Origin of the sequence: Protofrankia sp. Cr1, from assembly GCF_963555865.1 — a bacterium.
Lineage (GTDB): Bacteria > Actinomycetota > Actinomycetes > Frankiales > Frankiaceae > Protofrankia.
The window spans coordinates 7,903-12,404 of record NZ_CAUVXO010000136.1; the positions used below are offsets into that span (position 1 = coordinate 7,903).

Consider the following 4,502-nt stretch of genomic DNA (forward strand, 5'->3'; position numbering starts at 1 on the left):
TGCGCCTCGGCCACCCGGCGTTCGGCGTCGGCGCGGGCCAGCGCCAGCTCCTCGGTAAGTTGGCGGACCTGCGCCTGTAGGATCATCACCTGGCTGCCCAGCTCCAGGATCCGGCGGATCCCCGCAAGGTTGACCCCCTCCTCCTGGGACAGCCGTTGTACCTCCCGCAGCAGCGCCACATCCCGGACGGAGTACCGCCGGCCGCGTCCGGATGTGCGACCCGGAGTCACCAGCCCCAGCCGGTCGTAGGCCCGCAGCGTCTGCGGGTGCATGCCGGCCAGCTGCGCGGCAATGGAGATCACATACACGGGAGTGTCGTCGTCGTGCGCCGGCCCGGGGCCGGGCCGGGGTGCCGCAGGCAGACCGTTCGGTGGGAGCGGCGGATCGGCCGTTCGGCTCGGCCGTGGTTTCATGGCCGGCCCTCCATCTGTGCCATCAGCGACGTGCGTGGATCTTCGGGATGGGCGTGCGCGAACTCCTGTAGCGCGGTGCGGGCCTTGGGGGAGAGGTCAGCGGGCCGTGGCACCGTGACTTCGATCGTCACGATGAGGTCACCGTGGCCGTGGCCGCCCCGCGGCACCCCGCGGTCCCGAACCCGCAGGCGCTGCCCGCTCGACGTTCCGGACGGAACCTTCACCGTCAGCGGGGCACCGTCGATCGTCGGAACCTTGACCGATGCACCCAGCGCGGCTTCGGTGAAGGTCACCGGCAGGATGATCGTCAGGTTGTGCCCCTCACGGCCGAAAACCGGGTGGGCCAGCACGTGGACGGTGACTTCGAGGTCGCCGGACTGCCCGCCGCGTTCACCCGGCGATCCGCGACCCCGGACCCGGAGCCGTTGACCGTCCGCGACCCCTGGTGGGATACGGATCCGCTGTTCGCGTTCCCGCCGTCCCGTGCCCAGGCAGCTCGGGCACGGTGATTCAATGATCGTCCCCTTGCCGATGCAGTCACGGCACGGCTCCGACAGGGCAAACCCACCCTGCGAACGGGACACCACGCCCAGGCCCCGGCAGGTCGTGCATGTTCGCGGCGTCGTGCCCGGCCGGGCGCCGCTTCCCACGCAGGTAACGCAGGTCGCGGCGCCCGGCAGGCGGACGGTGGCCTCAAGCCCGGTCAGGGTCTTCTCGAACGGGATCGTGACCTCGGCCGCGATGTCGCTGCCACGGCGAGGGCCACGGCCGCTTGGCGACCGTTGGAAGAGGTTGTCGAACAGACCCCCGAGGCCGCCGGGACCGGGGCCCGCGCCCGCCCCGCCCAGCAGGTCATCCAGGTTGAACGCACCGCCTGCGCCGTACCCGCCCGGTTGGTAGCCGTAACCACCCGTGGGATGGCCCGCGGTGCCACCCGCGGCGAACAGCGCCCGCGCCTCGTCGTACTCCCGGCGCCGGGACTCGTCCGACAGCACGTCGTAGGCCTCGGAGACCTCCTTGAAGCGCGCCTCTGCCTTCGGGTCATCGGGGTTCTTGTCCGGATGCAGCTCGAGGGCAAGCCGGCGGTAGGCCTTCTTGATATCGGTAGCCGAGGCGTCCTTGGGGACGCCGAGAGCGGCGTAGTAATCCTTTTCGACCATGTCACGAACACTCACGGCGCCCCTCCTTTCACCATCATGTCGTGTATCGACGCTCGAAGCGGACGTTGTCTGGCAAAAGGGCGGATGGCATCGACTACTCGACGGCTTCCGTCGCGCCGCCTCCCGCATTCGGCGTGCTTCCCGCCGTCTCGTCTCGCGCGCTCTGGTTCATGTCAGCTTCGATGGCAGTCTCGGCGGCCGCACCCGCACCCGCACCCGCACCCGCGTCGGCATCCGGCGCCGGCTCCGCGACCGATACCTGGGCCGGGCGCAGTACCCGACCGGCGTGGCGATAGCCGGCGCGGAAGACGTCCACGCAGGTCGACCGGGTCACCTGCGAGGAGTAGGTGTGCATGAGCGCGTCGTGGATCAGCGGGTCGAACTCGTCGCCCTGGGAGCCGAACCGCTCAAGGCCGGCGGTCTCAAGCGCGCTCTCCAGCGACTCGGCGACCGCCTTGAACGGACCCTCCAGGTCGCCATGGTCACGTGCCCGGCCGATGTCGTCGAGGGTGGGCAGCAGCACCGCCAGCAGCTTTCCCGTCGCCTGCTCGGCCATGACCTGGCGGTCCCGCTCGACGCGGCGGCGGTAGTTGTCGAACTCGGCCTTGAGCCGCTGGAGGTCGGCGGTGCGTTCGACGACCTGCTGACGCAGGGACTCCAGCAACTCCCCACCATCGGTTGCGGCGCCCACGCTCGCGGCGCCTGCAGGGCTCGCGGCCGCCGCGGCGGCGTCGCCAGTAGCCTTTGTCTCCACCCGGATGGCGTCCCCTCGTACCTGCCCGCTCTCGGGATCAATGCGGCGCTTGTCCCGGACGATCACGGGTTCGTCCGGCGTGGACATGCTGAGCGTCCAGTCATTCCCGCGCGCCGAGGTCACTTCTTGTCCTCCTCGTCCACTATCTCGGCGTCCACGACGTCGTCGTCCGTGCCCGGACCGCCCGCGCCGGCCGGACCGCCTGCTCCGCCCGCGCCGGCCGCGCTCTGCGCATCGGCGTAGAGCGACTGACCCATCGCGGAGCTGGCCTTGGCGAGCTCGCCGGTGGCCTCGCGAATGGCCGCGATGTCGGTACCGCCGACCGCCGCGCGCAGCGTCGACAGCTTCTCCTCCACATCGGCCTTGATCGCTGCTTCGATCTTGTCGCCGTTCTCGGCCAGGAACCGCTCGGTGGAGTACACGAGCGTTTCGCCCTGGTTGCGGGTCTCGGCCTCCTCGCGGCGCTTGCGGTCCTCCTCGGCGTACTGCTCGGCGTCGCGGACCATCTTGTCGATGTCGTCCTTGGGCAGCGCCGAACCGCCTGTGATCGTCATCGACTGTTCCTTGCCGGTGCCCAGGTCCTTCGCGGAGACGTGGACGATCCCGTTGGCGTCGATGTCGAAGGTGACTTCGATCTGCGGGATGCCGCGGGGTGCCGGCGGCAGGCCGGTGAGCTCGAACATGCCGAGCTTCTTGTTGTAGGACGCCATCTCGCGCTCGCCCTGGAAGACCTGGATCTGGACGGAGGGCTGGCTGTCCTCGGCGGTGGTGAAGATTTCCGACCGCTTGGTGGGGATGGTCGTGTTGCGCTCGATGAGCTTGGTCATGATCCCGCCCTTGGTCTCGATGCCGAGGGAGAGCGGGGTGACGTCGAGCAGCAGGACGTCCTTGACCTCGCCCTTGAGGACACCGGCCTGCAGGGATGCGCCCACGGCGACGACCTCGTCGGGGTTGACGCCCTTGTTCGGCTCCTTGCCGCCGGTGAGCTCGCGGACCAGGTCGACCACGGCCGGCATCCGGGTGGAGCCACCCACGAGCACGACATGGTCGATGTCGCTGACCTTGACCCCGGCGTCCTTCACGGCCTGCTGGAAGGGGTGCTTGCAGCGGTCGATCAGATCGGAGGTCATCCGCTGGAACTCCGAGCGGGTCAGGGTGACGTCCAGGTGCAGCGGGCCCTCGGCCGAGGCGGTGATGTAGGGCAGGTTGATGCTTGTCTGGGTGGACTGCGACAGTTCGATCTTGGCCTTCTCGGCGGCTTCCCGCAGGCGCTGCAGGGCCATTTTGTCCTTGCCGAGGTCGACGCCGTGCTGACCGGAGAAGGTCTTGATCAGGTGGTCGGTGACGCGCTGGTCCCAGTCGTCGCCACCGAGGTGGGTGTCACCGGAGGTCGACTTCACCTCGACAACGCCGTCGCCGATCTCCAGCAGGGACACGTCGAAGGTGCCGCCACCGAGGTCGAAGACCAGAATGGTCTGTTCCTTCTCGCCCTTGTCCAGGCCGTAGGCAAGGGCGGCCGCGGTGGGCTCGTTCACGATGCGCAGGACGTTGAGACCGGCGATGGTGCCCGCCTCGGTCGTCGCCTGACGCTGGGCGTCGTCGAAGTAGGCGGGCACGGTGATGACCGCGTCGGCCACGGTCTCACCGAGGTAGGACTCGGCATCCCGCTTGAGCTTCTGGAGGATGAAGGCGCTGATCTGCTGCGGAGTGAAGTCCTTGGTGTCGACCTTCATCTTCCAGTCGGTGCCCATGTGGCGCTTGACCGACCGGATGGTCCGTTCGACGTTCGTGACCGCCTGCCGTTTCGCGACTTCGCCAACCAGGACCTCGCCGTTCTTGGCGAAGGCGACGACGGACGGGGTCGTCCGGGAGCCCTCGGCATTGGCGATCACCGTGGGCTCGCCGCCCTCGAGCACGCTCACGACGGAGTTCGTGGTGCCGAGGTCGATACCGACCGCTCGTGCCATGTCTGTGTGCCTCTCAGATCAGGACGGCCCGGCTGCTCGGTTCTTTCGGGAACTCGGCCGGGACCGCTCGGGTAGTAGTTGAGTCCTTCGCACTCAGAATCTAATGATAGCCGGGCCATCGTCAAACATGAGTTGCTCAGACTCAAGGTTCCTGAGGACGGTTCTGTTCCCGAGCTGCGGCAGGCCAAGGGTCAGGGGCTGGCGGGCT

4 protein-coding genes are annotated in these 4,502 nt (G+C 68.6%); all 4 read right to left on the reverse strand.

The genetic code is table 11. The features are described from left to right. Nucleotides 1-413: heat shock protein transcriptional repressor HspR (locus U9980_RS13050; RefSeq protein WP_322768152.1), on the reverse strand; the 413-nt coding region annotated here is incomplete at its 3' end. Further along, nucleotides 410-1,588, reverse strand: coding sequence for a molecular chaperone DnaJ (gene dnaJ / locus U9980_RS13055; RefSeq protein WP_322768153.1), 1,179 nt, complete (start codon nt 1,586-1,588; stop codon nt 410-412). The genes U9980_RS13050 and dnaJ, both read right to left, overlap by 4 nt. Nucleotides 1,589-1,667: 79 nt before the next feature. Then, nucleotides 1,668-2,450 (reverse strand): nucleotide exchange factor GrpE, encoded by a 783-nt coding sequence (grpE, locus tag U9980_RS13060; RefSeq protein WP_322768154.1) that lies wholly within the window; start codon nt 2,448-2,450, stop codon nt 1,668-1,670. Beyond that, nucleotides 2,447-4,294 carry a molecular chaperone DnaK gene (gene dnaK, locus U9980_RS13065; protein ID WP_322768155.1) on the reverse strand — a complete coding sequence of 616 codons (1,848 nt, stop codon included), beginning with the start codon at nt 4,292-4,294 and terminating at the stop codon, nt 2,447-2,449. The genes grpE and dnaK overlap by 4 nt, the downstream gene beginning before the upstream one ends. Nucleotides 4,295-4,502 lie beyond the last annotated feature (208 nt).

What these genes read in the sequence shown, in the direction of transcription:
- dnaK (WP_322768155.1), bottom strand. Translation starts at nt 4,294, where the DNA reads ATGGCACGAGCGGTCGGTATCGACCTCGGCACCACGAACTCCGTCGTG.